Raw genomic sequence first — 25347 nt, forward strand, 5'->3', positions numbered from 1 at the left:
GCGCCAAGCGGGAATCGCCCGGCGGGGCGCCGAAGCCGGGGGCACGGTCACAAAACGCAGCCGAATCGCCACCCCCCAGAACCTAAAACGCCCCATGATGGTGCAATTATAGCACCATCATGGGGCTTTGGTCGCACTATTTCAGTGCAGAGATCGAGGTTATCAGTTCGGGGCCGGCGTCACCGGCTGGGGCGCCCTGGGTGCCTGCGGGGCCCTGGGCGCCTGCGGCGCACCCCCGGGCGGGAATTGCTGCGGCCGCTGCTGCTGTTGCTGCTCGCGCGGAATGGCCATCCGCAACACGTTGAACTCGATGGTCGCGCTCGCCCCCAGCTCCTCGCCGGATGCGTCCACGATCCGGGCCTGCAGCGTATGCTCGCCGCGGTTCAGCCCCTCGAAGGTCGCCGTGGGCGACTGGCCCTCGCCCGCCTCCTCGCCGTTCAGCACCCAGATCACGCGATGGCCGGCGTCGGCATCCAGCGCTGGCTCGAGATCCAGCTCGGCACTCACATTGCCGTCGTTCGCCCGCACCCCCGAACCATCCTCCGGACGGGCAATTGCGACCCGCGTGTACGCACCCTCCGCCTCCGGCTGACCGCGGGGCCGCACGGGCCGCTCGAGAATCTCCCGCGCACCTTCCAGCGGGACCGCGCGCATGGGCTCGCGCACGTCCACGGGCTCGCTGGCGCGCCCCTCGGGCGGGCGGTCGCCAAAATGGACATTGCCCTGATCGTCGGTCCAGCGGTAGACGTCGGCACTCGCAAGCGCCGGGGCGAGAAGGACAGCCAGCGACAAGGCCAGCCAGAGCGTGGTTCGGAACATGGGTCTTCCTCCTTGGGCGGGATGGCGCGGCACCACCACCCTGCCTCCCGTGTACGTTCGGACCACCACAAGCCCGGAAGCTCCCGCGCCACCGGCACGGGCCAGCCGGGATCAGGCGGCCGCGCGAACCCAGACGCCCTGCAGCCGCGCCGCATCGGCCTGCAGGGTCGCGAGGCGATCCCGCTCGGCCGCCGCGGCCGTTCCCGACTCCAGCGCGGACAGCCAGTCATCCAGCGCAGCCAGGCGGAGCATCGTGGGCGCCGCCCCGCGTTCGATTGCAGTCAGTGGCCGCCGGGCATTGAACCCGGCCAGCACGGCCCGGTACCGATCGGCATCCGGCTGTCCGGAGGCGTCCACGGCGAGCGCCAGGGCGATGCGCGCGAGCTGCCAGAAGGCCGGTACCGGCGCGGGCGGGATCACCAGATCGGCAAGACCGGCACCTTCCGGGTAGATGCGCACGGACTGCCAGTAGCTTCCCGCCAGCGGCAGGTCCTCGAAACGGTAGAGCCCCTGGTGGTGCAGCTCGGCGTCCAGGATCGCCCGGGACTCGGCATCCAGCGTGGACGCCATCGCATCGGCGCGCTCGCGCATCTGCTGCTGCAGCACCCCGCGCCGGTAGCCCTCGCCGACGGGCAAGGCCCCGGCCGTGTGACGCCCCTGCCAGTCGGCGGCGCGCTCGCCCAGGGCCTCCAGACTGCCGGGCCCCTCGGCCGCAACCGCGCCCTGCGGCGCCTGACCGCGCTCCAGCACCAGCAGGACCTCACCAGAATCGGGATCCGCACCCCGGCCGATCACGCGACCGCAGCCGCCAGGTACCTCGCCGAGCGCGGATTCGAGCGCCGGGGCCACGGCGGCTGCCAGGCGCAGACACTGCACCGGCCGGCCATCCAGTTCGAGGCCGCTCGGGCCATGGGTCAGGGCCAGGCCGGTCGCGTCGGCGCAGGCCCGGGTCTCGGATTCGTTCTCTACCATCGGAAAATCACCCAGGAGGGGGGTACGAAATTGGGATCCAGCTCGTTGCGACGACCGTCCAGCGTGCCGTCGCCCGTGGTGTCGATCAGGTAGTAGGTCGGGCCCACGGCGGGCGTGACCTCGACCATCACCAGCTCGCCACCCACGCGGTATTCGCGCCGGGTCTCGCCGTCGCGCTCGATGATGATGATGTCGGCGTCCTCCAGCGAGCGCTGTTCGCGGGCGCGTTCATCCAGCACCGGGGGCGGCGGATCCGCGCCCTCTTCAAGCTCCGGCGGCGGCGGGGCATCCCCCCACTCGCGGTCTTCCTGCGCCAGCGCCGTGCCGGAAACCAGCAGCAGGGCCGCCAGCAGCGACAGGGGCAGGCTCGCACGCATCGAGGTCATCATCACAGTTCCATCAGTCGTTTCTTTTCTTCCGCGGACGGCTCGAAGCTGCGCGCCTCGTAGTACTCGAAGATCACGTCCACCACGTCTTCCGGTGAATCTACCAGCGAGTATAGCTGGAGGTCTTCCTCGTCAATGGTGCCCTGCTCCACGAGCGTATCCCGGAACCAGTCGAGCAGGCCCTTCCAGAATTCGCTGCCCACCAGCACGACCGGGATGCGCCGGGTTTTGCCGGTCTGCACCAGGGTCAGGATCTCCGCCAGCTCGTCCAGCGTCCCGAAGCCCCCGGGCAGCACCACGTAGGCCGAGGCGTACTTGACGAACATCACCTTGCGCGAAAAGAAGTGACGAAACCCCAGGCCCACGTCCTGGTAATCGTTCGCACTCTGCTCGTGCGGCAACTGGATATTCAGGCCGATGCTCGGCGAGCGCCCGGCGAACGCCCCCTTGTTGGCCGCCTCCATGATGCCCGGACCGCCGCCGCTGACCACCGCGAAACCGGCGTCCGAGAGCTGCCGCGCGGTCGCCTCGCCCAGCTGGTAGTAGCGATGCTCCGGCGGGAAGCGGGCGGAGCCGAAGATGCTCACCGAGGGCTTGATATGCGCCAGGCGCTCGAAGCCCTCCACGAACTCCGCCATGATCTGGAAGATCTTCCAGCTCTCGCGGGTCAGGGCGGAGTCATCGATCGGGCGCAGGCCCGGGTGTTCGGCACGTTCGCGGTTGTTCATGCAGCGGGTTCCCAAGGGTGAAGGCTTCAGCGTACCGGCGCCCCCGGGCGCGCACAAATGGTCGCGGCCCGGGCCGGGCCTGTAGAATGGCGCACGTTCCCTGTCCGGATTCCACCTTCATGTCGCAAGCGCCTCTTGTCCTGGTCGACGGCTCGTCGTACCTGTTCCGCGCCTTCCATGCGCTGCCGCCGCTGACCGCGCCGGATGGCGCCCCGACCGGGGCGATGATTGGTGTGGCCAACATGCTGCGCAAGCTGCGCGCGGACTACGGCCCGGAGCACATGGCGGTGGTGTTCGACGCCAAGGGCAAGACCTTCCGCGACGACATCTATCCGGAATACAAGGCCACCCGCCCGCCGATGCCGGAAGAGCTGGCCGCCCAAATCGAGCCATTGCACGAGCTGGTGCGGGCGATGGGCTTGCCGCTTTTGTGCGTCGAGGGCGTGGAGGCCGACGACGTGATCGCGACCCTGGCCGACCAGGCCGCCGCAGCCGGGCACGACGTGGTGATCTCCACCGGCGACAAGGATCTCGCGCAGCTGGTGAATGACCGCATCACGCTGGTCAACACCATGAGCGGGGTCACGCTGGACCCCGAGGGCGTGCAGGAGAAATTCGGCGTCGCCCCGGAGCAGATCGTCGACTACCTCGCGCTGATGGGCGACAGCGTCGACAACATCCCGGGCGTGGACAAGGTCGGCCCCAAGACCGCGGCCAAGTGGATCGCGAAGTACGGCGATCTCGACACCATTCTGGAACAGGCCGACGGCATCGGCGGCAAGATCGGCGAGAACCTGCGCGCCGCGGCCGAGCGCCTGCCCACCTCGCGCGAACTGATCACGGTCAAGCGCGATGTCGAGCTGGACGTCGGCCCCAACGACCTCAACATCCGCGAGCCGGACCACGAGCGCCTGCTGGAGATGGTGCGCCGCTATGGCTTTACCCGCTGGCGCGCGGAGCTGGAGGGCGGCGAGGACGAGGCCGCTAGCGGCAATCCGGGCTCGCCGCTGGCGAAGGCCGACTACCGCACGTTGCGCGAGGAGGTCGAACTGGCCGAGCTGCTGGAGCGTCTGGACCAGGCCGAGCGGGTCGCCTTCGATACCGAGACCACCAGCCTGGATGCGATGCGCGCCGAGATCGTCGGCATGTCCTTCGCCTTCGAGCCAGGCACCGCCTACTACCTGCCGCTGGCCCACACCGGGCCGGATGCCGACCCGCAGCTGCCGCGCGCGGAGACGCTGGAACGTCTGAAGCCCTGGCTGGAATCCGAGGACCACGGCAAGCTGGGGCATCACCTGAAGTACGACCGCAACGTGCTGGGTAATCACGGCATCACCCTGCGCGGCATCGTCGACGACACCCTGCTCGAGTCGTTCTGCCTGGACGCCGGCGCCAACCGCCACGACCTCGACTCCCTGGCCGAGCGCCACCTGGACTACCAGACCACGCATTACGAGGACGTGGCCGGCAAGGGCGCGAAGCAGATCCCGTTCGCCGAGGTGGATATCGGCATCGCCACCGATTACGCCGGCGAGGATGCCGACATCTGCCTTCAGCTGGATGCGGTGTTCCAGCCGCGCCTGCAAGAGGCTGAAGGCCCCGCGTTCGTCTACCGCGAGATCGAGATGCCGCTGGTCCCGGTGCTGGCGGATATCGAACGCGTGGGCGTAAAGGTGGACCCGGATCTGCTCGGCGAGCAGAGCCAGGAGCTGCTGGCCGAGATGGAGCGCATCGAGCGCGAGGCCTTCGAGGAGGCCGGCGGCGAGTTCAACCTCGGCTCGCCCAAGCAGATCCAGGAGATCCTGTTCGAGCGCCTGGGCCTGCCGGTGCTGCGGCGCACGCCCAAGGGCCAGCCCTCCACCGCCGAGGACGTGCTGGAGCAGATGGCGGACGACTACGCCCTGCCGCGCCTGATCCTCGAGCACCGCGGCCTGTCCAAGCTGCGCAGCACCTACACCGAGACCCTGCCCCGGCGCATCCACCCGGAGACCGGACGGGTGCACACCTCCTACCACCAGGCGGGGGCAGCCACCGGGCGGCTGTCGTCCTCGGAGCCGAACCTGCAGAACATCCCGGTGCGCACCGAGGCCGGCCGGCGCATCCGCCGCGCGTTCATCGCGGATGAGGGACACCAGCTGCTGGCGGCGGACTACTCGCAGATCGAGCTGCGCATCATGGCCCACCTGTCGCAGGACGCGGGCCTGCTGAAGGCCTTCGGCGAGGGCCAGGACATCCACCGCGCGACCGCCGCCGAGGTCTTCGGGCTGGACCCGGAGCAGGTCTCCGGCGATCAGCGCCGCGCGGCCAAGGCGATCAACTTCGGCCTGATCTACGGCATGTCCGCCTGGGGCCTGGCGCGCAACCTCGGCATCGAGCAGGGCGAGGCGCGCGAGTACATCGACCGCTACTTCAATCGCTATCCCGGCGTGCACGACTATATGGAACGCGCGCGCGCCTCCGGGCGCGAGAACGGCTATGTCGAGACCCTGTTCGGCCGCCGCCTGTACCTGCCGGAGATCAACAGCCGCAACGGGGCGCGACGCCAGCAGTCCGAGCGTGTCGCCATCAACGCCCCGATGCAGGGTACCGCCGCCGACATCATCAAGCGCGCGATGGTGCGCGTCGCCAACGATCTCGCGAACTCGAATATCGACGCCCGCATGATCATGCAGGTGCACGACGAACTGGTGTTCGAGGTGGCCGATGCGGCCGTGGAGGACCTGACCACGCTGGTGCGCCAGGCCATGAGCGGGGCCGCCGAGCTCGACGTGGAGCTGGTGGTAGATGTCGGCACCGGCGCCAACTGGGACGACGCACACTAGATGTCGGATTCACTGGCCAAGGGGTTCAACCGGCTCGCCCCCTGGCTGGTCGCGGTCCTGTTGCTGGCGACCGCCTGGGTGCTGGCCGAACGCTATCTGGACACCGGTGGTTCCGGCGGGATCACCATCGTCCAGCCGGAGGACTGCGACCTGAACGCAGGGCCCTGCAGCGCCGACCATCCGGCGGGCGGTACGCTGACCCTGGGGATCACGCCACGCCCCGTGCCGATGCTGCAACCACTTGAGCTGACCCTGGAGCTGGACCCGGCGGCCCGGGGCAACCTCGGCGAACCCGAGGCCCTGGAACTGGATCTGGCCGGGGTGGAGATGTACATGGGCTTCCAGCGCCCGCGGCTGGAACACACAGGCGGCGGGCGCTATGTCGGCGAGACGACGCTGCCCATCTGCACCACCGAGGCCATGACCTGGGCCGCCACCGTGATGCCCGCGGGCGATGCGGATGCGGCCCGGGTCCAGTTTCGTTTTGTCACCCGCCGCAGCCACAGCGACAACCCCTGAGGAAAACCGACATGCAGCGTATCCCGCTGAGCAGCCTGCTCTGGGCGCTGGCCGTGCTGGCGGCCGGCGCCCTGCTCGTCTTCGTGATGCTCCGCCCGGCACCACCCCCCGTGTCCCAGGGGGCCGACCACGAACGCCTGCCGGTGGCCGATGCGGTATCCGGCGGGCCGATCGAACTGCCCGTTTCCACCACGGGCGAGCGGTTCCGGCTGGCGGACCTGGAAGGGCAATACGTCTGGGTCTACTTCGGCTACACCGCCTGCCCGGATGCCTGCCCGACCAGCCTGGGCTGGATCAGCGCCGCGCTGGACCGCCTGCCGCCCGAGCTGGAGGGCGAGGTCGCGGCGGTACTGGTAAGCGTCGACCCGGAACGTGATGACCGCGAGCGCCTGGAGACCTATGTGGGGCACTTCCACCCGGCCATCCAGGCGGCGACCGGGTCCCACGAAGAGCTGCAGCCGATCACGGAACGTTACGGCGTGTTCTACGAACGCACCGAGATCGACTCGGCCATGGGCTACGTGGTCGATCACAGCTCGTCCACCTACCTGGTCGGCCCGGAAGGCGACTTGCTGCAGATCTACCCGCACGGGACACCCGCCGCCGAACTGGTGGAGGGCCTGCGAACCCATGCGGAGGCCACCGGGACAGCCAACTGAGCCACACCCCGGACGGCAACGATGGATTCTGTGAAAAAATTCGCAATCGAGAGGCACGCGGCAGGAACTTTGCCCGCGCAGTGCTTTCTCACTTACTGAGCGCTCTAGCCCAGCGCGGCCCGCTTCTCTCCCTGAGCGGGCAATAGGCCTCTCTCCCCCCTGTAGAGGCCGAAATTAGCCCCGGTCCCACCCCAAGGCCGGGGCTTCTTTTTGTCTGCGTTTCGTGTATCCGCTCGACCGTCGGGCAGAGACGGGCCTCAGCCGGTCGCGGGAGCCGACTCCGGATCATGCTCGGCCAGCCAGCCACCCAGCAGGCCGCGCAGGTCATCGACACCCTGGTTCTTCAGCGAGGAGAAGGTCTGCAACGTCGCCTCGACGCCCATGGCCTCCAGCTCACCATGCGCCTTGCGCAACTGGCGGTCGGCCTCCTGGCGCGAGAGTTTGTCCGCCTTGGTCAGCAGGCAGTGCAAGCGGCAGCGCTCCAGAGGCACCCAGTCCAGTAGCTGGCGATCCAGCTCGGTCAGCGGCCGGCGGATGTCCATGATCAGGACCAGACCGATCAGGCACTGGCGTTTTTGCAGGTAGCCACCAAGGAGCTGGTCCCATTCCGCGCGCTTGCCGGCCGAGACCTTCGCGTAGCCGTAGCCCGGCAGGTCGACCAGCCGCCAGTGCTCGGCCGGCGGCAGACGGAAAAGATTGATCTCCTGTGTGCGCCCCGGGGTACGGCCGACCCGCGCGAGCGCCTTGCGTCCACACAAGGCGTTCAGGGCACTGGACTTGCCGGCGTTGGAGCGCCCGGCAAAGGCGATCTCGACACCGGTGTCGGCCGGGAGCTGGGCAATCTGCGCCACGCCACGCAGAAAGTCGGTTTCGCGAAATCGGGGTTCCATGGGGCGAGCAAGTGTCCTAGGGAAACACTGATGAATGTACACGCTCGCGCTCGAGTCGCTTTTGCGTGCGAACAAGGCGCGATGAGTGAAGTGTAGCCGAGCTACATAAGCGAGCCGCAACGCCGGGCGCACGCAAAAGCGGCCGAGCCCCTGCTTTCAATGGCTTGTGGGGTTGGCACCCCAGGTTCCCCGATGCTGCGTTGCGCCGCTTGCGGGTAGAACCACTACCCGCTGCGCGACGCGCCTTGTCTCGGAAAACCTGGGGTGCCAACGCGAGCGTGTACATTCATCAGTGTTTCCCTTGGCCGAGTGCCGGACTCGGTTTATTTTTGAGCACAAATTAGCATTGTGCTATAAACTGCGCCCCTTATGTTGATCGCCCTACGATGGGGCACAAGGAACGGGTCGCGACCCGGCACGCATTTACAAGCAGGAGATTCTCCGTCATGAACCACAAGCTTTCCGCTCTCTTTGCTGCCCTGTCCGTATCCCTGCTGCTCCCGCTGTCGGCAGCCCAGGCGGGCGATCCCCAGCGCGGCCAGGAACTGTCCCAAGCCTGCGCAGCCTGCCACCAGGCGGATGGCAACAGCGTGAACCCGGAATGGCCCAAGCTGGCCGGCCAGCACGCCAAGTACACCGTGAAGCAGCTGCAGGACTACAAGTCCGAACGCCGCGAGAACAGCCTGATGCTGGGCCAGGTAGCCAACCTGGACGAGCAGGACATGCGCGACCTGGCGGCCTTCTATGCCGAGCAGGAAATCAGCGCCGGCACCGCCGACGAGTCGGTGGTCGAACGGGGCGAGCAGATCTACCGCGGCGGCATCCCGTCGCAGAACGTCGCCGCCTGCATTGCCTGCCACGGCCCGAACGGCAACGGCAACCCGGAAGCCATGTTCCCGGCCGTCGCCAGTCAGCACGCGCAGTACAGCGCGGATCAGCTGCGCTACTTCCGTAGCGGCGAGCGCGCCAACGACAATGGCCGCATGATGCGCAATGTGGTGCGCAACATGTCCGATGAAGACATCGAGGCCGTGTCCCAGTACATGGCCGGCCTGCAGCCGAGCAACTGATTCGGCTTCGGGTACGCCGCGCAGGACCGGCGGCGAAGCGACCCAGGGAAGGGGCGGCCTTGGCCGCCCCTTTTTTGTGGGCGCGGAAAAACGCACCCAGTTGGAATGCAATCCTGTACAGGGGCGTCATGGTGGGGCGCGCGAACTCCCGGGCGGATCATCGGTCCATCCACTGGTCGCGCAACGCCCGCGCAGTTTGTCTTGGAAATTGAACCCCTGTCGGGTTGCTTCGCATAGTCCGTCAGGCTAAAGCAGGTTTCAGCATGTCGAATAACGATCAGGCCGCCACCGCCGGCCCGGCCCCCGCATCCCGCCAGAAGGCCGCGCGCAAGCCGCGGCGCAGCCGCATACTGGTCGATTTCATGGGCTCGATGAGCCTGGCGATCACCCTCCTGGTGGCCCTCGCGATCGCCTCGGTCATCGGCACCGTCCTGGTGCAGAACGAACCGTACACCGAGTATCTGATGGACTACGGGCCTTTCTGGCACGAGATCTTTGCCGGGATGGGCCTGTATCAGGTGTATTCCGCGACCTGGTTCCTGCTGGTGGTGGCCTTCCTGGTCATCTCGACCTCCTTTTGCGTCTATCGCCAGACCCCCGGGCTGCTGAAGGACCTGCGCCGCTACAACACGCAGGTCAAGGAAAAGTCCCTGCGCTCGTTCCATTCCAGCGCCGCCGGCGACCTCGATCAGTCACCGGAGGAATTCATCCAGCACGCCCACCGGGTGCTGAAGGCACAGGGTTTCAAGGCGCGCGAGAAGTCCCACGACGGACAGACCGTGATCGCAGCCATGCGCGGGCGCTGGAACCGCATGGGCTACCTGCTGACCCATGTCGGCATCGTGGTGATCTGCGTGGGCGCCCTGGCCGACGGCACGACCCTGCTGAAGATCAACGAGTGGCTGGGGAATCTCGAGGTCGAGACCCGCAGCGTACCGATCTCCGAAGTCCCGCGTTCGGCCTGGATACCGGACTGGAACCCGTCCTTCCGCGGCTCGGTGGAGATCCCCGAGGGTGCATCGGCGAATGTGGTGTTCCTGCCGATGCGCGAAGGCTACTTCGTGCAGGAGCTGCCCTTCCGCATTGAACTGGAGGAGTTCCGGATCGAACGCTTCTCCACCGGTGCCGAAAGCTCCTACGAGTCGGACCTGATCATCCATGACCCGAACCGCGACGAGCCGCTGCGACACACCATCTCGGTCAACCACCCGTTGATCTACAACGGCTTCGCGATCTACCAGGCGAGCTTCGCCGACGGCGGCACCCGCCTGGATATCGACGCCATCCCTCTCGGCGCCGAGGCCCTGCGCGAGCTCGAGGTGCCGGGTCGTGTGTTCCGGGAGGTGGAGATCCCGACGCCGGACGGCGACACCCGGACAATCGAGTTCACCAACTTCCAGCTGGAGAACGTGGTTCCGCTGCTCAACGAAGAGGGCGAGCGCGAAAACCGCCATATGGGCCCGAGCTTCGATTTCCGCCTGATGGACCGCACCGGCCACGGCCTGCACTACCGCAACTACCAGCGTCCGGCCCTGCAGGAAGGGGCGATGTACTTCCTCAGCGGCGTGCGCGAAAGCCCGGCGGACGAGTTCCACTACCTGTTCCTGCCGGCGGACGCAGACGACTCGCTGGAACGCTTCCGCACCTACCTGGCCATGCTGCACAACCCCGAGGTGCGCAACGAGATCGCCCGCCAGGTGGCGCGCGATGACGAGACGGTGCCCAACGAGCAGACCCAGGCCATCGCCCGCACGACGGCCGAGCTGATGGGGCTGTTCGCCGAGGGCGGCTACATGGCCGTCAACAACGAGATCGAACGGCGCGTACCGGGCGAGCGCATCGACGAGGTGCGCGACCTGATGATCCGCATCCTGCACGCCGGCCTCCAGGGGCTTTACATGGAGGTCCTGCAGGACGAGGGTGTAGTCTCGATCCAGGAAGAAGAGCAGCGTTTCCTGGAGGATACGATCTCGGCAATCAACGCGATCAGCCTGTATCAGTCGCCGTTCTTCTTCCACCTGAAGGATTTCGAACACCGTGAGGCGTCCGGCCTGCAGATCGCACGCGCCCCCGGCCAGAGCACCGTCTACACCGGCAGCGTGATGCTGATCGTCGGGATCTTCTTCCTCTTCTACGTGTCCTATCAGCGCCTGTGGATCATGGCACGGCGGAGCGAGAACGGCGAAGGCACTCACGTGGTGATGGCCGGCACGAGCAACCGCCACCAGGTGGAATTCGAGGAACGTTTCGCGCATCTTAAGAGGTGGATCATCGATCAGAAGCCGGTCGATGGCGCCAGCGACGGTACCTATGAGTCCAACAACAAAAACGACTAAAAGCTAAGCAGTCGGAGGAGCACCCCATGTCAGTCCCCCACGAGGCCCTGGATTTCGAACGGCCCGGCATCTTCCGGCGCATCCAGCCGCGCGACTGGGCGTACATCGCCCTGACGATCGCCGTCGGCCTGATCGCCTTCTGGCAATACGGCCACATGATGGACCGCTACGACACCGGCGGCCTGATCCTGGCCGTCGGCCTGAGTGCCTGGATGGGCTGGTTCTGGCGCCCGTGGCAGGCCTTCTCGATCATTGTCGGGGTCCTCGCACTGTTCGGTATCTGGATGTACGGCGACGACCTCGCCCGCGGGAGCACCAACTTCTGGCTGAACTACGTCGGTTCGGGGCAGGCCGGTGTGATGTGGATGAGCGTCTTCCTGTACCTCTCCACCGTCGCGTACGTCACCGGGCTGTTCAGCCGCTCCGACTTCCCCACCCGCGTCGGCGGCGCGTTCGCCTGGATCGGTGCCGGCGCCGGGCTGATGGCCCTGCTGGTGCGCTGGCGCGAGATCTACCTGACCGATCCGACCTGGGGCTATATCCCCGTCGCCAACCTGTACGAGGTCTTCATCCTGCTGGCCGCCCTGACCACGCTGATGTACCTCTACTACGAGAGCCGCACCGGCCAGCGCACCATGGGTGCGTTCGTCATGCTGGTGATCGCCGCGTCCGTCACCTTCCTGCTGTGGTACATGTGGGACCGCCAGGCACACGAGATCGAGCCGCTGGTGCCCGCTCTGAACAGCTGGTGGATGAAGATCCACGTGCCTACCAACTTTGTTGGCTACGGCGGCTTCGCCATCGCCGCGATGCTGGGGGTGGCCTATCTGGTCAAGCATCGGCTCGAGCGCACCCGGCCCGACGCCGCCATCACCAAGCGCATCCCGAGCAAGGAAGCGCTGGACAGCGTGATGTACAAGGCCATCGCGATCGGCTTCGCCTTCTTCACCATCGCCACCGTGCTCGGCGCGATGTGGGCCGCCGAGGCCTGGGGCGGCTACTGGACCTGGGATCCGAAGGAGACCTGGAGCCTGATCCTGTGGCTGACCTACGCCGCCTGGCTGCACATGCGCTTTACCAAGGGCTGGCGCGGACCGGTCATGGCCTGGTGGGCGATCATCGGGCTGTTCGTCACGACCTTCACCTTCCTGGGCGTGAATATGTTCCTGTCCGGCCTGCATTCCTACGGAGAGCTGTAAATGAAGCGTCGTGAATTCATGGGCGCCGTGGGCGGCGCCGGCCTGCTCCTCGCCACCGGCACCAGCCTCGCGGCCGAGTTCCGCGAGGGCCAGCACTACCGGGCCATCCAGCCCCCGCTGGATACCGGGCTGGAGGACGGCAAGATCCAGGTGGTCGAGGTGTTCTGGTACGGCTGCCCGCACTGCTACGCCTTCGAGCCCAAGGTCCAGGCCTGGAAGCCGAACCTGGCCGACGACGTGCAGTTTGAGTACCTCCCGGCGCCGATGAACGACGTCTGGGCGATGCATGCGCGGGTGTTCTACACCGCCGAGAAACTGGGCGTGCTCGACGACGTGCATCAGGCGTTCTACGACGCGATCCACGATCAGGGCCGTCAGATGCGCTCGGAAAGCGCAATTCTGCGCTTCATCAACCAGCGCGGGCTGGATGCGGACGAGTTCCGCGAGACCATGCGCTCCGACGCGATCCGCCGCCGGATCGTCGAGGCCACCGAGGCCGTGCAGGACTACGGCGTCGGCGGCGTGCCCACCCTGGTCATCAACGGCGAGGCCATCGTCTCCGCCAGCATGGCCGGTGGGCACGACGAGATGCTGGAGGTTGCCGACTACCTGATCGAACGTGCCCGCGGGTAGCGCGCGGCATATGCCGCGGGCCGCCGGGGCGCCTTCAGCATGAGCACGCCGACCACCGCCCAGCGTCTGGTCGAATGCCTCGAGCAGGAGGGCGTCGAACGCATCTTCGGTCTGCCGGGCGAGGAGAACATGGCCGTCCTCGATGCCCTGGCCGACTCCTCTATCGAATTTGTTACCACGCGCCATGAACAGGGTGCGGCCTTCATGGCCGACGTCCACGGGCGCCTGTCGGGCAAGGCAGGCGTCTGCCTGGCGACCCTGGGTCCCGGCGCCACCAACCTGATCACCGGCGTCGCCGACGCCAACATGGATCACGCGCCGCTGGTCGCGATTGCCGGCCAGGCCAGCACCCACCGCCTGCACAAGGAATCGCATCAGGTCCTCGACCTGAAGGGCCTGTTCCAGCCGATCACCAAGTACAGCTCCAGCGTGGTCGAGCCCGAGATTCTCCCGGAGGTGGTGCGCAAGGCCTTCAAGTGGGCCGAAGGCGGCAAACCCGGGGCCAGCTTCCTCGAACTACCCGAGAACATCGCCTCGCAGCCGTGCCCCAACCCGCCCCTGCCGGTCCACGCCGGCCCGGCGGCCGTGCCGGCCGACGCCTCGCTGGAGGCCGCGGCCCGGTTGCTGAACGAGGCCCACCACCCGCTGATCCTCGCCGGCAACGGTGTGATCCGCTCCGGCGCCAGCGGGGCCCTGGCCACGCTCGCCAGCGCGCTGAACATCCCGGTGGCCAATACCTTCATGGCCAAGGGCGTACTGCCGTTCCGCCACCCGCTGGCACTCGGCTCGGTCGGGCTGCAGAGCCAGGACTTCGTGAACTTCGGCTTCCACAAGGCCGACGTGATCGTCTGCATCGGCTACGACCTGGTCGAATACCCGCCGAGCTTCTGGCATCCGGACGGCGACCGCACCCTGATCCACATCGATTCGGCCCCGGCCGAGATCGACGGCCACTACAACGTGACGGCCGAGGTCCTCGGGGATTTGACAACGTGTCTGCACCGACTGGCCGAGCAGGTCAGTCCGCGCGAGGAGACCATCCTGCGCCCGCTGCGCCAGAGCCTGATCGAGGACATGAACGAGCACCGCGACGACACCCAGGTGCCGCTCAAGCCACAGAAGCTGATCTGGGACCTGCGCACCGCGGCGGATCTCGACGCGATCATGATCACCGATGTCGGCGCCCACAAGCTCTGGATGGCGCGCATGTTCCGCTGCGAGCTACCCAACACCTGCCTGATCTCCAACGGCTTCGCCAGCATGGGGATCGCGCTGCCCGGCGCCATCGCCGCGGCCAAGCTCCATCCCGAACGCCAGGTCGTCGCCGTCACCGGCGATGCCGGCTTCCTGATGAACGTGCAGGAGCTGGAGACCGCGGTCCGGCTGGGCCTGAATTTCGTGGTGCTGATCTGGAACGACAACGCCTACGGCCTGATCGAGTGGAAGCAGGTCCGCGAGTACGGGCGCAAGGCCTTCGTCGAATTCGGCAACCCGGATTTCGTCCAGCTGGCCCGCGCCTTCGGCGCCCGCGGCGTGCGTATCGAACCGGGAGACAGCCTCGAAATGGCCCTGCGCGAGGCCCTGGTGGAGCCGGGCGTGACCGTGATCGACTGCCCGGTCGACTACAGCGAGAACATGAAGCTGACGGAACGTTTGGGCGAGCTGGTTTGTCCATTCTGAGAACACGGACTTTCCCTCCAGCAGGAGACCTCTCGCGATGACGTCGATCGCGCCTGGCGACCGTCGCGCCGCGCCCCCCGGCCCCGAAGGCGAGGCGCAACCGGAAACCGCCGCCCCGGAACAACTGAGCTACCAGCACGAACAGGGCAGCCAGCGCCTGCGTCTGCTGAGTTTCAATGCCCAGGTGGGCATCCACTCTTCCCGCCTGCATCACTACGTCACCAACAGCTGGAAGCACGTGCTCCCCTATGGCGGGCGCATGGACAACCTGGACCGGGTCGCGCGGTTCATCTCCGAGTTCGATATCGTCGGCGTGCAGGAGTTGGACGGCGGCAGCATCCGCAGCAATTTCGTCGATCTGGCGTCCTATCTCTCCGAGCGCGCGCAGTTCCCGTACACCTACAACCGGATCAACCGGGATCTCGGGCAGTTCGCCAAGCACTCCCTGGCCCTGTTCTCGCGCCTGGAACCGGACCGGGTCGAGATGCACCGCCTGCCAGGCGCCCTGCCGGGACGCGGCGCGATCGAGGCGCACTACGCGATGGGCGACGGAGACGAACTGGTCCTGTTCCTGCTGCACCTCGCCCTCGGCAAGCGGACCCGCAAGTCCCAGCTGGCCTACGTCGCGGAACACATCCAGGACCTCCCCCATGCGGTGGTCATGGGCGATCTCAACTGCCAGCAGGACAGTGAGGAACTGCGCCAGCTGGTCGCGCGCACCGGCCTGATGGAGCCAATGGCCTGCCCCGCGACCTACCCCGCCTGGGACCCGCGCCTGGTCTTCGACCACATCCTGCTGACCCCCGACCTGCATGTCAGCGACGTGCGCGTCTACAACGTTGCGCTGTCCGACCATCTCCCGGTCGGCATCGAGATCGAACTGCCGCAGCGCCAGGCCCTTCATGATCCAGCGCACTAAACCGTTGCCCGTATACGGGTACGATCCCGGTGGCATCTACCCGTATTACGCGTTTAAATAGACACGCCTCCTTTCCGGGATTTCCCGATGTCCGACAGCGATCTGCGTAGAACCATCATCGAGCTCGAACGCTCGCTGGACCGGGAACGGGCCCTGCAGGACACGATCCGCCGAGTCGCGCTGCGTTCGCTTGCGGTGGTGTCCGCCAAGGTGCCGGCACTGGAGGGCGCGGTCCGCGACCTGACCCGGGCCATCGAGTCCGACCCCGGCGACACCGCCTGGCTGGACCGCCTGAGCGGCCAGCTCGCTGACGCGGTACGTTCCAGCGACCATCGCCAGGATCTTGCCGAGGGCATCCTCGAGGTGGTGCGCCGCGGCCTGCACGGCTTCGAGTTCCTCGATTCCGAGGTGGACGCCCTGACCCGGGCCGCTGACCGCCGCGACAAGGCGGAGATCGAACGCACCCTCAACCGTCTGTTCACGGTCCTGCACGACAAGTGCCAGAAGGCCATGACCGAGCGCGAGGAGCTCACCGAGGTCGTCGGCGAGATCTGGCACCGCCTCGAGGATGTCGACACCGCCTTGTCCGAGGACGAGGCCCGCGGCGAACGCGCCCGCGAATCCGTGTCCGAGCTGCATGCCGGGATCTCCGGCGATGTCGCCCATATCAAGGGCCGGGTCGTCGACGTCGACGATCTGGCGACCCTGCGCACCGAGGTCAGCCGCGGCCTCGACCGCATGGTGGAGCGGGTCACCGCGTTTCGCGATGAACAGGAAACCGAGCTGCTGGCAGCACTGGAGCGCAACCGCGCCCTGCGCTCCAAGGGCCGCAGTCTGGAGGGCCAGGTGCAGGCCCTGCGCACGCGCCTGGAACAGGCCCGCGCCGAGGCCACGCGCGACAGCCTGACCGGCCTGCCCAACCGCACCGCCTTCGAACAGCGCCTGGCCCAGCTCCCGGCGGAGCTGAAAAAGGCCGGCGCCGCCTCCCTGCTGGTCTGGGACATCGACCACTTCAAGACCATCAACGACGAATACGGACACAGCGCGGGCGACAAGGTCCTGCGGGCGGTCGCCGAGATCCTGGCCGAAGGGGTCCGCGCACCCGACTTTGTCGCGCGCTACGGCGGCGAGGAATTCGTGATGATCCTCTACCGCGAACCCGCGGCCGCCCATACACAGGCGGACACTATCCGCGAGGCGGTCGATCGCCTGATCGTGCGCGCCGGGAACACCCGGCTGAAGGTCACCATCTCCGCGGGCCTGGCCGGCATCAACCCCGCCGCCGCCCCGGAGGCGATCTTCGATGCGGCCGACCACGCGTTGCTCGAGGCGAAGAAACGCGGGCGCGACCGCATTGAACGCGCCGACGGCTGATCCACCCCGGGAGACGTCATGCACGGCACGCCCCCATCTCACCTGATCTTCGGCGAGGTCCTGTTCGACGGCTTCCCCGACGGCACGCGCGTCCTCGGCGGCGCGGCCTTTAACGTCGCCTGGAACCTGCATCAGCTGGGTGCCGCCGCCTGCTTTGTGGGCGGCATCGGCGACGACGCCGATGGCCGCCGCGTGCGGGAACGCATGCACCACATCGGGATGGATACACGCGGGCTGTACCAGCACCCCACGGCCCCGACCGGCGAGGTCCGCGTCACCCTGGAGCAGGGCGAGCCGAGCTACACCATCGTCCCCGGCCAGGCCTATGACGACGTCCCGGCGGACTGGGCGGAGCAGCTGCCGGCTACGGCCACGCTCCTCTATCACGGGACGCTGGCCCTGCGCACCGGCAATCGCGAGCTGCTGGAACGCCTGCGGGCCCGCTCACGCCAGCGCTTCGTCGACGTGAACCTGCGGGCACCGTGGTACGACGCCGACGACGTCCTCGCGCTGATCCGCGGCGCCGATGTGGTGAAGCTGAACACCGACGAGGCCGCGACCCTGGCCCCGGATGTCGCCGAGGCCGAGCGCCCGACCGCGCTGCTCGAACGGGCCGCGATCCGCTCCGCCCTGATCGTCACCCACGGGGCCGGTGGTGCCGCCATCCACGAGCCTGATGGCCAGCACTGGCAGGCACCGGCACCGCCCGTCGACGGGTTCCGCGACGCCGTGGGCGCCGGCGACGCCTTCGCCAGCGTCGCCATCATCGGCCTGCAAAACGCCTGGCCCTGGGCGACCACCCTGGAGCGCGCCCTCCGATTTGCCGCCTCCGTCTGCACCCTGCAGGGCGCCACCACCGACGACGCGGCCTTCTACCAGCAAGCCACGCGCGACTGGCCCCGGGCCTGACGACACGCCGGGACGCCGGACACCCCAGCGTGAACCAAAAGGGACACCGCGACTTCACGCCCACGCGATTTTTTTGCGTCAGGAAGAGCCTGGCTCTATATTTTCTATAGAAATACTCGTTCTTGTCCCGGGAGGGCCATATGGAACAAACGGCAAACGCGGAACAGCGCCAGGAGGTACTCACCAGGGCCGTCGCGCAGGCCGGGGCACGGCTCGGCATGAAACAGTCGGAGCTGGCCCGGGCCCTGGGGCTGAGCCCCGCTACAATCAGCCGCATGTACGCCGGTGGTTATTTTCTGGACGAGCGCACCAAGCACTGGGAGATCGCGGCCCTGCTGGTCCGTCTCTACCGTGGGCTTGACGCCATCACGGCCGGCGACGAGCGTTCCCTTCGGGCCTGGATGCGCAATCCCAATGCCGACCTGCACGGTGTTCCGGGAGACCTAGTGGACAATGTGGCGGGGCTGGCTCGCGTAGTCGAGTATGTGGACGCACACCGCGCTCGCATCTGAAGCCGCGCCTGCGAACGGCGAGGGATGGCGGGTGGTGGAGCATCAGTACACCGTGTCCACCCGCAAGCTTGTGAGTACCCGGGACGAGCAGGAAGTGCTGGAGGCGATTCTGGAGGAGACCAAGCCCGCCTTTCCCGCCAATACGGCGCATTTGCATTACCTCCTCAAGACGCCGTTCCGCTATCCGCCGTCGCCCTTCGGTTCCCGGTTCCGTCGGCCACAGGAGGGGGAGGGCGTCTTCTACTGTGCCGAAGCCGTCCGCACGGGACTGGCCGAGTTCAGCTACTGGCGCCGACACTTTTTCGAGACATCCCCGGGCACACCGTTACCTGAAGCCCACGAATCGCTCACGGTCTTCAACGTCGCCTGGCGCACCCCGAGTCACCTGGACCTGACCCGTCCGCCGCTCAACCAGGATCGCGCCCAGTGGACCCACCCGGACGACTACACCGCCACCCGGGCGCTCGCTGCCGAAGCGCGACGAGCCGGTATCCAGGCCATCCGTTATGAATCTGTGCGCGACCCTCAGCGAGGCGCCAATCTGGCGCTCCTGGCCCCGGCAGTATTCACGCAGCCGGAACCTCTTACCCAGCAAACCTGGTATCTCTACCTGGGCGCCAGCGAAAGCAACTGCATCCGGGCCGGCCGAGATGAGTCCTTTACCTTCCCGGCCTCGTCCTCCGCCTGATCCGTCCCCCGTAGGATTCCGGTCAGCGAGAGGCGTCAGGCCGGGGCCCGGTGAGCTCCATTCGGATGTTCTCGAAAATCCGGACAATGGCAACTGAGATCTCGGGGGAGAGCCCTGCGCCATCCTCGAGGCGGGCGGGCTCGATGCCGTGGACGATGACGTGCTGGGGAAGCTCGCCCAGGGAGCGGGCGAGTTCGACGGCTTCGGCGAGGCCGATACCGTGGGAGGAGTAGCGCGCGCCGCGCGGCAGGGGCTCGCGGGCGTCCAGGCGGTGGAGGGTGCCGGGGGCGGCGCCGGTGACAATGGCATCGACCAGGATCACCGGGTCGTGGCCCTGCCACAGCTCCATCAGCTCAGCGGGTTCGCCGTGGCTTTTCGCGGTGGCGAGGCCTGCCGTGCCTTCGAGTGCATCGACTACCGCGTGGCCGATGCCGTCGTCGCCGCGCCAGGGGTTGCCGATACCGATCACTAGCGGGCCCTTTTCAGTACTCACGAGCTTTGTCCCGCGATGCGATTCGCTTGCCGGATCGGTTCCCAGCAAGAGTGATGGTCTCCGGCCAGCCCTGGGATGCCCAGGCTCGCTGGAACACGCTCCGGCACAGGCGTAACCTGAAAGACCACCACCCCTTGTGAACACTGTCAGACATGCCGGGCGACGACTTCGAAACGATTCTTGACCAGGCGCGAGCGCTCCCGGACTCGGAGCGTGCACGGCTGGTGCATGATCTTCTGGAGACCCTGGAGGGGGCGCCGGACACCGGCGTCGCCGCGGCCTGGGAGCAGGAGATTGCCCGCCGCCTTGCGCAGGTCGAGAGCGGGGACGCGGAAACCCTCTCGCGTGACGAACTGGATCGGCGTTTTCCGGGCCGCACTGGCTGAATATTTCAGTAGAACCGGAAACCAATCAGCACCGGTGTTCTCTCATCGCGTTTTCGCGTGGGACTTGCCGGTGGCGGCGTCTCTCAACCCGCCGGAAACGTACTTGTGCAGGATACTGGAGACCAGTGTCTGGTACGGGATACCTTCCTCGAGGGCTCGGCGCTGCAGGGCCTCCAGGTCCCGCCCGGAAATGCGGATGTTGATCCGCTTGTTTTTTCGGAAGGTCTCTTCAGCCGCGTGCGCAACGTATTCTCGACGCTCATCGTCCAGAGCCGATTCGAACTCGCCCGCCTCATAGGCATCGAGCAGTTCCTGCTCTTCCTGGCTCAGATTGGGCTTTCCCATGCTATCCCCTCAAATATTGTCGGGTGGCTTTGCGACTGGGAATTGCAGTCTTGAGAAAGAATTCCTTGTCGTTTTCGACATATGGCACCAACCATACGTAGGCATCAACCCGGACGACAAACATCCGCTGGTTCGGGTACTTCTCCCCGTTCGGGTGGACCACGTCGTCCAGCAGGCTGCCCGACTGAAGGGCGAAAACCACGTCCTCGAAGGATATGCCCCTTTCCGCCATCAACTTCTCGTTTTTCGCAGCGTCCCAGTTGATCTGCTTCATTCGTCGACTCTAGCAGGACGTGTGCCTATTGGCATCTTTTCCTCATTGAATCTTTGGGCTCACTGGCGGTCGACCGTGAGGTCGAGGAAGTGGGTGGCGCAGGAGATGCAGGGGTCGTAGTTGCGGATGGCGACCTCGCAGTGGTGGCGCAGTTCGTCGTCCGGCAGATGAAGATGGGTCTGCACCAGTTCGCGCAGGTCGGCCTCGATGGTGGGCTGGTTGACCGAGGTGGGCGGGACGATCTTGGCGTCGGTGATGATGCCCTCGTCGTCGATGCGGTAGCGGTGGTAGCAGATGCCGCGCGGAGCCTCGGTGGCGCCGAAGCCGGTGCCGGCGCGCGGGGTGACCGGCAGCGCGGGTTCGGCCGGTGCGGCCCGGTAGCCGTCGACCAGGCGCAGGGCCTCCTCGAAGGCGAGCACGATCTCGATCATGCGCACCTGGATGCTGCGGAACGGGTTGCGACAGGCCGTGCCCAGCCCGGCGCGCTCGGCCAGCTCGGCGGCGCGCGGGGTAAGACGTTCGCGGTTCAGCGCGAAGCGCGCCAGCGGGCCCATGAACACCGGTTCGCCGCTGTCGGAACGGTGGCTGTGCAGGGCGTTGGAGTGGGCCACGTGCTCCTCGGTGAAGACGTCGTCGTAGTCGCGGATGGCGGCGTCCAGGCCGCTGCCGGAGCCGAGCCGGCCGTGGGTGATCGGGTATTCGTCCGGGTGCACCAGCGACACGAACTCGTAGTCGCGCTCCAGGTGCGGATAGTCGAGGGTGGCGAGGAATTCGGCGACCTCGCAGGACGCCTCCAGGCCCCAGGCCAGCTCCTCGCGCAGCCCGGCGACCTCGGCAGGCGTCGGCGTGCGGTAGAAGCCGCCGACCCGCAGGTTGACCGGGTGGATCTCGCGCCCGCCCAAAAGGCGCAGGATGGCGTTGCCGATCTTCTTGATGCGCAGGCCGTTGCGCACCATGTCGGGGTGGTCCTTCGCGGCGGTGACCGCGTCGGGATAGCCGAGGAAGTCCGGCAGGTGCAGCATGAACACGTGCAGGGCGTGGCTCTCGATCCATTCGCCGCAGTAGGCCAGCCGGCGCAGGTCCTGCAGCACGCCGTCCACGGTCACCCCGCAGACGTCCTCCATCGCCAGCGAGGCGCCCAGCTGGTAGGCGATCGGGCAGATGCCGCAGATGCGCGCGGTGATGTCCGGGGCCTCGCGGAAGTCGCGTCCGCGCAGGAAGCCCTCGAAGAAGCGCGGGGCCTCGAAGATCGACAGCTTCACCTCCTCCACGCGGTCGCCCTCGGTGCGCACGTACATCGCGCCCTCGCCCTCCACGCGCGCGAGGTAGTCGACTTCGATGGTGCGGGTCTCGCTCATGGTCCGTTTCCTGATTCTTCGCGCTCGCTCTCCTCGCGGAAGGCGTCGGCGCCGGCATTGAAGGTGCGGTAGAAGCGCACGCGGGTGGCGCGCTCCATGCCGAGGGCCTCCAGCTGCCCGGACAGACCGGGCGCGTTGGGCGTCTCCTTGGGGCCGAAGCAGCCGTAGCAGCCGCGGTGGCAGCCGGGGCACAGCGCGCCGCAGCCGGCGTGGGTGACCGGGCCGAGGCAGGGCGTGCCGTGGGCGACCATCACGCAGACCTGCCCCGCCCGCTTGCACTCCTCGCAGACGCTGGCGCTGGAGACCTGCGGGCGGCGGCCGTAGAGGAAGGCGCTGATGACCTCCAGCAGCTGGTACTTGTCGATCGGGCAGCCGCGCAGCTCGAAGTCCACCGGCACGTGCTGGCTGATCGCATCCGAGGTGGCCAGGGTCTCGATGTATTCCGGGTGGGCGTAGACCTGACGGGTGAACGCCTCGACATCGGCGAAGTTGCGCAGGGCCTGGATGCCGCCGGCGGTGGCGCAGGCGCCGATGGTGACCAGGAACTTCGACGCGCGGCGGATCTCGCGGATCTCTTCGGCCGCCTCCGGCGTGGTGATCGAGCCCTCCACCAGCGTCAGGTCCCAGGGCCCGTCGATGCGGGTGCGGGTGGCCTCGGGGAAGTGCGCGATCTGGATCCGGTCGGTCACCGCCAGCAGCTCGTCCTCGCAGTCCAGCAGCGAGAGCTGGCAGCCGTCGCAGGAGGCGAACTTGAATACGGCGAGGGTAGGTTGTTCCCGTCTCATAGTTCGCGTATCCGGAAGGCCGGTTCCATCACCGGGTAGGGGAACACGGGGCCGTCGCGGCAGACGAAATGCGCCCCGATCTGGCAGTGCCCGCAAAAGCCCACCGCGCAGCGCATGTTGCGCTCCATGGAGACGTAGATGTCTTCCGGCTTCAGGCCACGGCGCTCCAGCGAGGACGCGGTGAAGCGCATCATCACCTCCGGGCCGCAGGTCATCGCCAGTGTGTTGCGCCGGTCGAAGCCGCCACGATCGACCAGCTGGGTGACCACGCCGACATCGCCGCGCCAGGCGGCCGTGCCACGATCCACGGTGATGCGCAGATCGATGTCGTCGCGCGCGCCCCAGGCCTCCAGCTCGTCACGAAAGATAATGTCACCGGGCGAGCGGGCGCCGTAACAGATCACCACATGGCCAAAGTCGTCGCGCCGTTCCAGCGCCGCATGGATCACCGGACGCAGCGGGGCCAGACCGATGCCGCCGGCGACCAGCACCAGGTCGCGCCCGCGCGCCTGTTCCAGCGGCCAGGCCGTGCCGAACGGCCCGCGCAGGCCAACCACCGCACTGGCCTCCAGATCCTGCATCGCGCGGGTCACGCTGCCCACCGCGCGGGTGGTGTGCACGATGCCGCTGTCCTCGGTGATGGCGGAGACCGAGATCGGCACCTCGCCCACGCCGAACAGGTAGAGCATGTTGAACTGCCCGGGGGTCGGCAGCGGCCCCGGGTCGACTCCCGGTTCGGGGTACAGCGTCCAGCTGAACACCTCGTTGCTGGCGACATCCGGCCGCACCGAATGGATGCGCCAGGGCTGCGGCGCCATCGCCTGTTCCGGCAGGTCACTGTCGGCGCGGGGCTGCAGGGTCTCAGGTGCCATGCCCGGGCCCTCCGTGGCTGTAGATGTCCAGCGCCTGCAGCCGCGCGGCCTGCAGGCGCTGGACGATCAGCACGGCGAAGTGCTTCATCAGGGTATAGCCAAGCGCCGGGTCGGCCTCCATGCGCTCGCGCAGCACGCCGGCGTCGAAGCGCAGGGTGTGCAAGTCGGTGGTCGCGCGGGCGTCGTAGCTCGCGCGGTACGGCGGCAGCAGCCAGGACCAGCCGAGGATGTCGCCGGGGCCCAGGGTCATAAAGGGTACATTGCCCTCGCGCAGGCGACCCTCCAGCGCCACTTGGCCCTCGCGGATCAGCCAGAAGGTCTCGGTGGGTTCGTGGTCGCGCATCAGGATGGCCCCGGCCGCGTAGCTGCGTTCGGCCGCGCAGGCCGCCAGCAGGCGCCGGTGCCGTTCGTCCATGTCTTCGAAGAACGGCTGTTCCTCAAGGATGGCCAGCAGCTCCTTCATCCCCGGCCCTCCGGGTCGCGGCGCACGGCGGTCACCTCCTCGGTGATGTCGATCCCCACCGGGCACCAGGTGATGCAGCGTCCGCAGCCGACACAGCCGGAGGTGTCGAACTGATCGTGCCAGGTGGCCAGTTTGTGGGTGATCCACTGGCGGTAGCGCGCGGCTACCGAGTCGCGGTGGGCGCCGCCGACCAGGTGCGAGTGTTCCTGGTTGAAGCAGGAGTCCCAGCGCCGCAGGCGCTCGGTGCGCAGACCTTCCAGATCGGGCACCTCCTCGACCTGGGAACAGAAACAGGTGGGGCAGACCAGGGTGCAGTTGGAGCAGGACAGGCAGCGCTCGGCGGTCTCCTCCCAGCGCGGGTGCTCGAAGGCCCGGTTCAGCACCTCGCGCGCGTCGCCGGGCATCTGCCGTCCCATCTTTTCCGGGGCCTCGGCCCACACCTGTTCGGCCGCGGCCTGCTCGGCGTCCGTGGCCGGGCGCGGCTCCAGCCGCTCGAACATCGCGCGCCCCGCCTCGCTCCCCGCCTCGATGACCAGGAAATGCTGCGTGGCATCGATCACCTCGGTCAGGGCCAGGTCGAAGCCCTCGCGGGCGCGCGGTCCGGTATCCATCGAGGCGCAGAAGCACGTGGCGCCGGGCTCGGCGCAGTGGGCCGCGACCATGAACACGTCCCGACGCCGCGCTGCATAGCCGCGGTCCTGCACCGTCTGGCCGAGGAACACCCGGTCCTGCACGCCGATCGCCGCCAGCTCGCAGGCACGCATGCCGATGAACGCACGCGGCGACGCGTCGGATTCGCCCGGCTCGGTGGTGAAGCTGCCGTCCGCCTGGCGGGTCAGCCGGAACAGGGTCTCCTGCGGGGGAAACAGGTATTTCTTCCAGGAGTGCGGACCGACCACGTAGCCGAACAGGGCCGCGTCGTCACGCTCGCGCAGGCGGTAGTGACCGGGGGCGTGCTCGTCCCCCCAGCCCGCCGGCAGGTCATCCAGGCCTTGCACGCGGTCGTAGACGATCGCCCCGTCGCGCCGCGTCGGACCCACCACCTCGTAGCCATCACTGGCCAGCAGGCGGATGAGCGTATCCACGGCTTTTGGCGAGATCACGTCCATCGGCGACTCCCGGTCAGTGGCTCCGAACGGCAGGCAAGCACGCCCCGCCGACCCGGGTGCCACTCATATTGCGCCAGGTGCCGACCATGATCCAGCGCGTGACGGACTGGAAATAGCCCCGATACGTGCCACACTCCGGGAAAGGCG

27 protein-coding genes are annotated in these 25347 nt (G+C 67.4%); 14 read left to right on the forward strand and 13 right to left on the reverse strand.

Annotated features, from left to right (window positions below):
- Nucleotides 1-162: 162 nt before the first annotated feature.
- The 4 genes from D107_RS0105030 to D107_RS0105045 all read right to left on the reverse strand — a co-directional run bounded on the left by D107_RS0105030 (nucleotide 163) and on the right by D107_RS0105045 (nucleotide 2905).
- A complete protein-coding gene (locus D107_RS0105030; RefSeq protein WP_018880909.1) occupies nucleotides 163-819 on the reverse strand; it encodes a DUF4124 domain-containing protein in 657 nt (218 codons plus the stop codon).
- Nucleotides 820-930: 111 nt separating this feature from the next.
- Entirely contained in the window at nucleotides 931-1791 is an 861-nt protein-coding gene (locus D107_RS0105035) for a hypothetical protein (protein ID WP_018880910.1), read from the reverse strand.
- Nucleotides 1785-2180: a DUF2782 domain-containing protein gene (locus tag D107_RS0105040; RefSeq protein WP_018880911.1), complete on the reverse strand. Its 396-nt coding sequence runs from the start codon at nucleotides 2178-2180 to the stop codon at nucleotides 1785-1787. Before D107_RS0105040 ends, D107_RS0105035 begins: the two co-directional genes overlap by 7 nt.
- Entirely contained in the window at nucleotides 2180-2905 is a 726-nt protein-coding gene (locus tag D107_RS0105045) for a TIGR00730 family Rossman fold protein (RefSeq protein ID WP_018867707.1), read from the reverse strand. The genes D107_RS0105040 and D107_RS0105045 overlap by 1 nt, the downstream gene beginning before the upstream one ends.
- Before the next feature lie 119 nt (nucleotides 2906-3024).
- On the opposite strand from D107_RS0105045, the gene polA reads away from it, so the two are divergent.
- Genes polA through D107_RS0105060 form a run of 3 tightly spaced genes read left to right on the forward strand, consistent with a single transcriptional unit; the run spans nucleotide 3025 to nucleotide 6905 of the window.
- Nucleotides 3025-5727, forward strand: a complete 2703-nt coding sequence (gene polA / locus D107_RS0105050) for a DNA polymerase I (protein WP_018880912.1) — start codon at nucleotides 3025-3027, stop codon at nucleotides 5725-5727.
- Nucleotides 5728-6246: a hypothetical protein gene (locus D107_RS0105055; RefSeq protein ID WP_018875915.1), complete on the forward strand. Its 519-nt coding sequence runs from the start codon at nucleotides 5728-5730 to the stop codon at nucleotides 6244-6246. It abuts the gene before it with no gap.
- Between the two features lie 11 nt (nucleotides 6247-6257).
- On the forward strand, nucleotides 6258-6905 hold the full coding sequence (locus D107_RS0105060; RefSeq protein WP_018867704.1) for an SCO family protein: 648 nt from the start codon (nucleotides 6258-6260) through the stop codon (nucleotides 6903-6905).
- 257 nt (nucleotides 6906-7162) lie between these two features.
- Here the strand turns inward: D107_RS0105060 and yihA are convergent, their stop codons facing one another.
- Nucleotides 7163-7795, reverse strand: coding sequence for a ribosome biogenesis GTP-binding protein YihA/YsxC (gene yihA / locus D107_RS0105065; RefSeq protein WP_018867703.1), 633 nt, complete (start codon nucleotides 7793-7795; stop codon nucleotides 7163-7165).
- 446 nt (nucleotides 7796-8241) lie between these two features.
- Between yihA and D107_RS0105070 the strand changes: the two genes are divergently transcribed.
- The 10 genes from D107_RS0105070 to D107_RS0105115 all read left to right on the forward strand — a co-directional run bounded on the left by D107_RS0105070 (nucleotide 8242) and on the right by D107_RS0105115 (nucleotide 19115).
- Nucleotides 8242-8865, forward strand: a complete 624-nt coding sequence (locus D107_RS0105070; protein ID WP_018867702.1) for a cytochrome c — start codon at nucleotides 8242-8244, stop codon at nucleotides 8863-8865.
- A gap of 263 nt (nucleotides 8866-9128) precedes the next feature.
- Nucleotides 9129-11201, forward strand: coding sequence for a cytochrome c biogenesis protein ResB (locus D107_RS0105075; protein ID WP_018880913.1), 2073 nt, complete (start codon nucleotides 9129-9131; stop codon nucleotides 11199-11201).
- Between the two features lie 26 nt (nucleotides 11202-11227).
- Nucleotides 11228-12400 carry a c-type cytochrome biogenesis protein CcsB gene (gene ccsB / locus D107_RS0105080; RefSeq protein ID WP_018880914.1) on the forward strand — a complete coding sequence of 391 codons (1173 nt, stop codon included), beginning with the start codon at nucleotides 11228-11230 and terminating at the stop codon, nucleotides 12398-12400.
- Nucleotides 12401-13033: a thiol:disulfide interchange protein DsbA/DsbL gene (locus D107_RS0105085; protein WP_018880915.1), complete on the forward strand. Its 633-nt coding sequence runs from the start codon at nucleotides 12401-12403 to the stop codon at nucleotides 13031-13033.
- 39 nt (nucleotides 13034-13072) lie between these two features.
- The gene (locus tag D107_RS0105090; RefSeq protein ID WP_018867698.1) at nucleotides 13073-14713 is read left to right on the forward strand and encodes an acetolactate synthase large subunit; all 1641 of its coding nucleotides are present in this window, start codon (nucleotides 13073-13075) and stop codon (nucleotides 14711-14713) included.
- 37 nt (nucleotides 14714-14750) lie between these two features.
- Nucleotides 14751-15632, forward strand: coding sequence for an endonuclease/exonuclease/phosphatase family protein (locus D107_RS0105095; protein ID WP_018878182.1), 882 nt, complete (start codon nucleotides 14751-14753; stop codon nucleotides 15630-15632).
- An 87-nt stretch (nucleotides 15633-15719) separates the two neighbouring features.
- Entirely contained in the window at nucleotides 15720-17006 is a 1287-nt protein-coding gene (locus D107_RS0105100) for a GGDEF domain-containing protein (protein WP_018878183.1), read from the forward strand.
- Between the two features lie 18 nt (nucleotides 17007-17024).
- Nucleotides 17025-17915, forward strand: a complete 891-nt coding sequence (locus tag D107_RS0105105) for a PfkB family carbohydrate kinase (RefSeq protein WP_018880916.1) — start codon at nucleotides 17025-17027, stop codon at nucleotides 17913-17915.
- A gap of 140 nt (nucleotides 17916-18055) precedes the next feature.
- Complete coding sequence (locus D107_RS0105110; RefSeq protein WP_018867694.1) at nucleotides 18056-18427, forward strand: antitoxin Xre/MbcA/ParS toxin-binding domain-containing protein; 372 nt, start codon at nucleotides 18056-18058, stop codon at nucleotides 18425-18427.
- Nucleotides 18399-19115, forward strand: a complete 717-nt coding sequence (locus D107_RS0105115) for an RES family NAD+ phosphorylase (protein WP_231373769.1) — start codon at nucleotides 18399-18401, stop codon at nucleotides 19113-19115. The genes D107_RS0105110 and D107_RS0105115 overlap by 29 nt, the downstream gene beginning before the upstream one ends.
- A 22-nt stretch (nucleotides 19116-19137) precedes the next feature.
- Here the strand turns inward: D107_RS0105115 and D107_RS0105120 are convergent, their stop codons facing one another.
- Nucleotides 19138-19584, reverse strand: a complete 447-nt coding sequence (locus D107_RS0105120) for a hydrogenase maturation protease (protein ID WP_018867904.1) — start codon at nucleotides 19582-19584, stop codon at nucleotides 19138-19140.
- A 176-nt stretch (nucleotides 19585-19760) separates the two neighbouring features.
- Here D107_RS0105120 and D107_RS0105125 point away from each other — a divergent pair, with 176 nt between their 5' ends.
- A complete protein-coding gene (locus tag D107_RS0105125; RefSeq protein ID WP_018867905.1) occupies nucleotides 19761-19994 on the forward strand; it encodes an addiction module protein in 234 nt (77 codons plus the stop codon).
- Nucleotides 19995-20036: 42 nt separating this feature from the next.
- Here the strand turns inward: D107_RS0105125 and D107_RS0105130 are convergent, their stop codons facing one another.
- The 7 genes from D107_RS0105130 to D107_RS0105160 are packed head-to-tail and all read right to left on the reverse strand — an operon-like array spanning nucleotide 20037 to nucleotide 25200.
- Nucleotides 20037-20339, reverse strand: a complete 303-nt coding sequence (locus tag D107_RS0105130) for a hypothetical protein (protein ID WP_018867906.1) — start codon at nucleotides 20337-20339, stop codon at nucleotides 20037-20039.
- 1 nt (nucleotide 20340) lies between these two features.
- Nucleotides 20341-20613 carry a BrnT family toxin gene (locus D107_RS0105135; protein ID WP_018867907.1) on the reverse strand — a complete coding sequence of 91 codons (273 nt, stop codon included), beginning with the start codon at nucleotides 20611-20613 and terminating at the stop codon, nucleotides 20341-20343.
- Nucleotides 20614-20672: 59 nt separating this feature from the next.
- Nucleotides 20673-21971, reverse strand: a complete 1299-nt coding sequence (locus D107_RS0105140) for a Ni/Fe hydrogenase subunit alpha (RefSeq protein ID WP_018880918.1) — start codon at nucleotides 21969-21971, stop codon at nucleotides 20673-20675.
- A complete protein-coding gene (locus D107_RS0105145; RefSeq protein WP_018867909.1) occupies nucleotides 21968-22756 on the reverse strand; it encodes an oxidoreductase in 789 nt (262 codons plus the stop codon). The genes D107_RS0105140 and D107_RS0105145 overlap by 4 nt, the downstream gene beginning before the upstream one ends.
- Entirely contained in the window at nucleotides 22753-23628 is an 876-nt protein-coding gene (locus D107_RS0105150) for an FAD/NAD(P)-binding protein (RefSeq protein ID WP_018880919.1), read from the reverse strand. The genes D107_RS0105145 and D107_RS0105150 overlap by 4 nt, the downstream gene beginning before the upstream one ends.
- The gene (locus D107_RS0105155; RefSeq protein WP_018880920.1) at nucleotides 23618-24091 is read right to left on the reverse strand and encodes a cyclic nucleotide-binding domain-containing protein; all 474 of its coding nucleotides are present in this window, start codon (nucleotides 24089-24091) and stop codon (nucleotides 23618-23620) included. The genes D107_RS0105150 and D107_RS0105155 overlap by 11 nt, the downstream gene beginning before the upstream one ends.
- A complete protein-coding gene (locus D107_RS0105160) occupies nucleotides 24088-25200 on the reverse strand; it encodes a sulfite reductase subunit A (protein WP_018867912.1) in 1113 nt (370 codons plus the stop codon). Before D107_RS0105160 ends, D107_RS0105155 begins: the two co-directional genes overlap by 4 nt.
- Nucleotides 25201-25347: the final 147 nt, after the last annotated feature.

Origin of the sequence: Thioalkalivibrio sp. ALE30 (assembly GCF_000377465.1) — a bacterium.
In the GTDB taxonomy this organism is placed as follows: Bacteria; Pseudomonadota; Gammaproteobacteria; order Ectothiorhodospirales; family Ectothiorhodospiraceae; genus Thioalkalivibrio.

What these genes read in the sequence shown, in the direction of transcription:
- D107_RS0105030 (WP_018880909.1), bottom strand. Translation starts at nt 819, where the DNA reads ATGTTCCGAACCACGCTCTGGCTGGCCTTGTCGCTGGCTGTCCTTCTC.
- D107_RS0105035 (WP_018880910.1), bottom strand. Translation starts at nt 1,791, where the DNA reads ATGGTAGAGAACGAATCCGAGACCCGGGCCTGCGCCGACGCGACCGGC.
- D107_RS0105040 (WP_018880911.1), bottom strand. Translation starts at nt 2,180, where the DNA reads ATGATGACCTCGATGCGTGCGAGCCTGCCCCTGTCGCTGCTGGCGGCC.
- D107_RS0105045 (WP_018867707.1), bottom strand. Translation starts at nt 2,905, where the DNA reads ATGAACAACCGCGAACGTGCCGAACACCCGGGCCTGCGCCCGATCGAT.
- polA (WP_018880912.1), top strand. Translation starts at nt 3,025, where the DNA reads ATGTCGCAAGCGCCTCTTGTCCTGGTCGACGGCTCGTCGTACCTGTTC.
- D107_RS0105055 (WP_018875915.1), top strand. Translation starts at nt 5,728, where the DNA reads ATGTCGGATTCACTGGCCAAGGGGTTCAACCGGCTCGCCCCCTGGCTG.
- D107_RS0105060 (WP_018867704.1), top strand. Translation starts at nt 6,258, where the DNA reads ATGCAGCGTATCCCGCTGAGCAGCCTGCTCTGGGCGCTGGCCGTGCTG.
- yihA (WP_018867703.1), bottom strand. Translation starts at nt 7,795, where the DNA reads ATGGAACCCCGATTTCGCGAAACCGACTTTCTGCGTGGCGTGGCGCAG.
- D107_RS0105070 (WP_018867702.1), top strand. Translation starts at nt 8,242, where the DNA reads ATGAACCACAAGCTTTCCGCTCTCTTTGCTGCCCTGTCCGTATCCCTG.
- D107_RS0105075 (WP_018880913.1), top strand. Translation starts at nt 9,129, where the DNA reads ATGTCGAATAACGATCAGGCCGCCACCGCCGGCCCGGCCCCCGCATCC.
- ccsB (WP_018880914.1), top strand. Translation starts at nt 11,228, where the DNA reads ATGTCAGTCCCCCACGAGGCCCTGGATTTCGAACGGCCCGGCATCTTC.
- D107_RS0105085 (WP_018880915.1), top strand. Translation starts at nt 12,401, where the DNA reads ATGAAGCGTCGTGAATTCATGGGCGCCGTGGGCGGCGCCGGCCTGCTC.
- D107_RS0105090 (WP_018867698.1), top strand. Translation starts at nt 13,073, where the DNA reads ATGAGCACGCCGACCACCGCCCAGCGTCTGGTCGAATGCCTCGAGCAG.
- D107_RS0105095 (WP_018878182.1), top strand. Translation starts at nt 14,751, where the DNA reads ATGACGTCGATCGCGCCTGGCGACCGTCGCGCCGCGCCCCCCGGCCCC.
- D107_RS0105100 (WP_018878183.1), top strand. Translation starts at nt 15,720, where the DNA reads ATGTCCGACAGCGATCTGCGTAGAACCATCATCGAGCTCGAACGCTCG.
- D107_RS0105105 (WP_018880916.1), top strand. Translation starts at nt 17,025, where the DNA reads ATGCACGGCACGCCCCCATCTCACCTGATCTTCGGCGAGGTCCTGTTC.
- D107_RS0105110 (WP_018867694.1), top strand. Translation starts at nt 18,056, where the DNA reads ATGGAACAAACGGCAAACGCGGAACAGCGCCAGGAGGTACTCACCAGG.
- D107_RS0105115 (WP_231373769.1), top strand. Translation starts at nt 18,399, where the DNA reads ATGTGGACGCACACCGCGCTCGCATCTGAAGCCGCGCCTGCGAACGGC.
- D107_RS0105125 (WP_018867905.1), top strand. Translation starts at nt 19,761, where the DNA reads ATGCCGGGCGACGACTTCGAAACGATTCTTGACCAGGCGCGAGCGCTC.
- D107_RS0105130 (WP_018867906.1), bottom strand. Translation starts at nt 20,339, where the DNA reads ATGGGAAAGCCCAATCTGAGCCAGGAAGAGCAGGAACTGCTCGATGCC.
- D107_RS0105135 (WP_018867907.1), bottom strand. Translation starts at nt 20,613, where the DNA reads ATGAAGCAGATCAACTGGGACGCTGCGAAAAACGAGAAGTTGATGGCG.
- D107_RS0105140 (WP_018880918.1), bottom strand. Translation starts at nt 21,971, where the DNA reads ATGAGCGAGACCCGCACCATCGAAGTCGACTACCTCGCGCGCGTGGAG.
- D107_RS0105145 (WP_018867909.1), bottom strand. Translation starts at nt 22,756, where the DNA reads ATGAGACGGGAACAACCTACCCTCGCCGTATTCAAGTTCGCCTCCTGC.
- D107_RS0105150 (WP_018880919.1), bottom strand. Translation starts at nt 23,628, where the DNA reads ATGGCACCTGAGACCCTGCAGCCCCGCGCCGACAGTGACCTGCCGGAA.
- D107_RS0105155 (WP_018880920.1), bottom strand. Translation starts at nt 24,091, where the DNA reads ATGAAGGAGCTGCTGGCCATCCTTGAGGAACAGCCGTTCTTCGAAGAC.
- D107_RS0105160 (WP_018867912.1), bottom strand. Translation starts at nt 25,200, where the DNA reads ATGGACGTGATCTCGCCAAAAGCCGTGGATACGCTCATCCGCCTGCTG.